The following is a 4,344-nucleotide window of genomic DNA, read 5'->3' as shown; positions in this document are numbered from 1 at the left end:
GGATATAAAATAATAGCGCGACCTAAAGCAACACCGCCTGCACCTGAAGCACCTTGAAAGGTTTTATAGGCAGGCCCATTACTTGGTTTCCGAAATACGTCAATATTACCCACTGCATGAGCATGAGCAATAACCCCAGAAAGCTGAGCACACAGAGTGACTAAAAATGACTCGGCTGCTTCGCTAAAATCTTGAGGAAGTTTGTTTTGTACAACCAAAACGCCCATAACCTTACGGCGATACATGACAGGTACGCCAAGGAATGAGTTATAAATTTCTTCGCCCGTTTCCGGCAAATACAAGAAACGCTCATGCTTTGGTGCGTTGTCAAGGTTAACAATTTCTTCACGTTGCCCAACCAGACCAACCAAGCCTTCACCTAACTGCAATGAGACATGGCCAACTGATTCTGGATTTAAGCCTTTAGAGGCCATCAAAACATAGCGCTGGTTGCGTTCATCGAGTAAATAAATAGAGCAAACATCCACTTTCATGGCTTCAGCAACTTGATTGACCATGATGTCTAACGATTCATGCAAACTGACGGACGCATTAACCTCTTGGACAATGCGCCGTAAAGTGTCGAGTTGCATGTTTGACATGGATGTATACTCCAGTATTTTTTTAGACTATGAATGTATTTATAACAGCACTTTTAATAAAAATCATTTGCTAGATAAATGATTTTTAGGGTAATTGTTGCATCGGCAACTGTGTACACAACTCCACCATGGCTTTACGATAAACATCACGCTTGAAGTTCACCACTTGTCCAAGGGGATACCAATAGCTAACCCACTGCCATTCATCGAATTCGGGTGGGTCGGAGAGGTTTAACTGAATATTTTTTGCATGCGCAGTTAATTTCAGTAAAAACCATTTTTGTTTCTGTCCGATACATACGGGGTCAGAGTCTGACCGAATGTACCGATGTGGCAAACGATAACGCAGCCATCCTTTGGTTTGCGCAATAATCTGGACATGTTCGGGCAATAAGCCGATTTCTTCTCTCAGTTCTCGAAAAAGTGCCTGTTCAGGAGTTTCTCCAAACTGAATGCCTCCTTGTGGAAATTGCCAAGCATTGTGACCAATGCGCTTTGCCCATAAAACCTGTCCATCATCGTTTGCCAAAATGATCCCGACATTCGGTCGGAAACCTTCTGAGTCGATCATTTGGCTACCTAAATATTGTCTATATCGTTGACTTTAATCGCGGGGACAAACACTTTTTTATGTCCAGCTCGAAAAGATCAAAGTAAAATGTTTAAATTGCTACGATCTTAACGAATTTCTATCGACTAGCGGAGATAGATTTACATTTTTTTTCTTAAATTTCAGTTTAAACGAGAATTTTCATGAAACTGGCGTTGTTTGATTTAGACCATACCTTGTTAAATACCGATTCAGACCACTCGTGGGGTGAATTTTTAGTCAATGAAGGTTTGGTTGATCCGGTTCATCATCGTCAGATGAATGATAAATTTTATGAAGATTACAAAGCAGGACAACTTGACCCATATGCTTATAATGAATTTGTCTTTGGATTTTTAACAAAGCACGACAATAATTATTTAACTGAACTTCACCAGTTGTTCATGCAGAAAGTGATTCGCCCGCAAATGCGTCCTAAAGGTTTTGATGCAATCAAAAAACATCAAGATTTAGGCCATACGATTGTCGGAATTACTGCAACAAGTGATTTTATTACTGCACCAATTTTCCGTGAATTTGGAATTAAAGAAATTTTGGCAACGAATGCTGAAGTTGCTGAGGGGAAATATACAGGTAAAGTTGCTGGTTTAGCGTGTTACCAAAAGGGCAAACTTGCACGTCTAGATGATTGGTTGGAAGGTCGTAGCGTATCAGAGTCTTGGGCTTATTCAGATTCAATCAACGATCGTTTTTTACTTGAATATGCAACGCATGCAATTGTAGTAAATCCTGATGATCGCCTTGAAAAATTGGCTCAAGAAAATAATTGGGATATTCAGGACTGGTCAATTTAATTGAAAGGCGTGAGCTTCTTGGAAAAAATAAGTTTTTAGAAGCTCTTTAATAAATTACTTAACTTTCTCTGTAGTATGCCAAATATTTGGGTCAGGGTTTTGTTGATGCCAAAGCTTAAATTGAGTCCGCCATTGTTGAAAGGGTGCCGTTAATGTAGGGCGTGGATCATCACTTAAACTATAAGCCATGCCTTCTACTAGCCATTTGGGTTTAGTCAGCATGGCGATATTTCCCCATTCTTCGGCTTGACGGTGATGAATAAGTTCATGGGTGATGTAGAAATCTTTCCAGCCACGCGGTGCAACCAATAACCCCAAATTACCAACAGCTTTAGCGGCTGCTTTTTCCATACCAAAGGTATTTGCACATTGTGGAGTTGAGCAAAAAACCATAGTGGGTTGTTGATGAAAAGCACCTACTTTATCTTGGGTCTCTTTTAATGCCTGATTATAGAGTATTTTTGTAAGAGGCTCTGTCTTTGGATCATCTACACATATCTGACCATCACACTGTAACAATGACAGGTGATGGGCGAAAACAACACGTATCGGTTTAAACCAAATAAATGTAACTAGAACTAAGACAGCTAAAGTTATGAAGCCGTATAAACCGATTTTAATTATCTTTGAATATTGATTCTTCACAATCATGAATCTTAAGTGAAAAGTATAATGATAGTAGAGTAAAGGATATATATTTACAGTATCATTTCTAATCAATATATAACTTTATTAATTAAAATAGCATGGCTAAAAACAAGCGCACTAAAAATGAAAGTAGTCCTGGTTTCTTTCAAGAGTTTATAGATCAGCTCATTACCGCTATTTTTGGTGAATTACTTATTTATATCATTGCTTTACTGTTTATGAGTGCATTTGGTGGAATTATTTTTGCTGCTATATGTTTCAGTTGGGGCGTTCTGTTTTTACTACTACCTTTTGCTGTCTTAATTTATATCCTTTTTAAAAAATATAGTCGTTAATTCAATTATTCCTGCATCATTTTAATTAGTTCTTGCATAGCTCTAGATTGAGTACGTGCAGGATGCCACACCATGCCTAATTGGCGATTCATTTCTACATCTAAATCAAGTTGCTGCATATCTTGATTCAGCAAAGTTTTTGGTAGTACTGACCAACCTAAACCAATCGACACCAACATGCGAATAGACTCAAGAGGGTTATTACTCATGGTGATTTTTGGTTTAAGCCCTTGTTTCTCAAATTCGGCTAATGTGATTTGAGCTGTGTAAGTTTGTGCAGCGGGCAATAGGCTTGGATATTCAATTAAATCTTGTAAGGTCAGATGCTCTTTTTGTGCAAGTGGGTGAAATGGTGCAGCAACAAAAACTAAAGGATCATTCCAGATTGTAATGTAGTTAAGGCGCTCATCCCCTGAAGGAGGAAGTGTTAAAAATGCTAACTCCAAATCACCAGCCAGTACTTGTTCATGGGCTTGCTCTGAATCAACAAAATGCACGTCTAAAGTAACCTGCGGAAATTGTTGAACAAAGTGTTTAAGTGGAGACGGTAAATGATGCAAGCCAATATGGTGACTCGTACCGACTTTTAAGCGGCCTTGTACCTGAGTTTGTTCATGGCTAAGCGTATGGTGAATATCCCCAAGCTCATTTAACCAGTTTTTAACTTTTGGTAATAATGAATGTGCAGCATGAGTTGCCTGTACACCTCGGCCTGCGGACTCAAATAGTTTTACACCAAAATATTCTTCTAAGCTGTGAATTCGTTTGGTAACAGCAGGTTGAGTAATAAATAATTGATCTGCTGCCACAGAGATAGACCCTGTTTCCATAACTTTTACAAAAGCTTCAAAGGCTGCAAGATTCATAATACAACTCAACTTGGAATAGAAAAATCGAGGGGCTAAAGTTGCCGAGCCAAAATCGTATCATGCTTGCAGCAAAACGAGTGAGAAAGTTGTGAATTACCGCACTAATCTTAGCCTAAGCTGTTGTTTCTTTTTCGGCTAAGGCTGATACGCGGCGATCTTTAGCTGCCCAAACTTTTTCATGGAAGAAAAAAGCAAAGGCTTGTACGGTTGGTTCTAGCATGCTTAGAGTCAAAGCCATCCAGATATTACCTGTTACAAAGTATGCGACTATCATTGCTACACTAATATGCATAATGTAATAGCTGAAGGTTTTCTTTAAGGTACGTTGATTATTTATAACGAATTTTTGGATATTAGCCATGATCATTCTCTTTAGCCACTTTGATATTTTTAGTATAGAGATGTGAGTATAAGATTAAAAATTGATTATGCAAATGATAATCATTAACAAAAACGATTTATTAAATTTGTGGTGCATCAAAGGAA

7 protein-coding genes are annotated in these 4,344 nt (G+C 38.4%); 2 read left to right on the top strand and 5 right to left on the bottom strand.

Translation table 11 applies throughout. From position 1 onward, the window contains the following. Together UC75_RS21780 and UC75_RS13985 are read right to left on the bottom strand one after the other, a co-directional pair. A partial coding sequence (locus tag UC75_RS21780) for a GAF domain-containing protein (protein WP_228137379.1) occupies nt 1-602 on the bottom strand: 602 nt, incomplete at its 3' end. 85 nt (nt 603-687) lie between these two features. After that, a complete protein-coding gene (locus UC75_RS13985; protein WP_004794866.1) occupies nt 688-1,173 on the bottom strand; it encodes an RNA pyrophosphohydrolase in 486 nt (161 codons plus the stop codon). Nucleotides 1,174-1,355: 182 nt separating this feature from the next. Between UC75_RS13985 and UC75_RS13980 the strand changes: the two genes are divergently transcribed. Continuing rightward, complete coding sequence (locus UC75_RS13980; RefSeq protein ID WP_049837943.1) at nt 1,356-2,006, top strand: HAD family hydrolase; 651 nt, start codon at nt 1,356-1,358, stop codon at nt 2,004-2,006. Between the two features lie 54 nt (nt 2,007-2,060). Here the strand turns inward: UC75_RS13980 and UC75_RS13975 are convergent, their stop codons facing one another. Beyond that, nucleotides 2,061-2,657 (bottom strand): hypothetical protein, encoded by a 597-nt coding sequence (locus UC75_RS13975; RefSeq protein WP_049837942.1) that lies wholly within the window; start codon nt 2,655-2,657, stop codon nt 2,061-2,063. A 95-nt stretch (nt 2,658-2,752) separates the two neighbouring features. Between UC75_RS13975 and UC75_RS13970 the strand changes: the two genes are divergently transcribed. Then, nucleotides 2,753-2,989 carry a hypothetical protein gene (locus UC75_RS13970; protein WP_049837941.1) on the top strand — a complete coding sequence of 79 codons (237 nt, stop codon included), beginning with the start codon at nt 2,753-2,755 and terminating at the stop codon, nt 2,987-2,989. A gap of 5 nt (nt 2,990-2,994) precedes the next feature. On the opposite strand, the gene UC75_RS13965 is transcribed toward UC75_RS13970, so the two are convergent. Both UC75_RS13965 and UC75_RS13960 read right to left on the bottom strand, forming a co-directional pair. After that, nucleotides 2,995-3,855 (bottom strand): LysR family transcriptional regulator, encoded by an 861-nt coding sequence (locus UC75_RS13965; RefSeq protein WP_049837940.1) that lies wholly within the window; start codon nt 3,853-3,855, stop codon nt 2,995-2,997. A 115-nt stretch (nt 3,856-3,970) separates the two neighbouring features. Further along, nucleotides 3,971-4,225: a DUF2061 domain-containing protein gene (locus UC75_RS13960; RefSeq protein ID WP_171056858.1), complete on the bottom strand. Its 255-nt coding sequence runs from the start codon at nt 4,223-4,225 to the stop codon at nt 3,971-3,973. Between the last annotated feature and the right edge of the window lie 119 nt (nt 4,226-4,344).

It is taken from the genome of Acinetobacter sp. V2, assembly GCF_001188385.1.
Classification (GTDB): domain Bacteria; phylum Pseudomonadota; class Gammaproteobacteria; order Pseudomonadales; family Moraxellaceae; genus Acinetobacter; species Acinetobacter oleivorans.
This window is presented reverse-complemented; position numbering and strand designations above follow the sequence as displayed.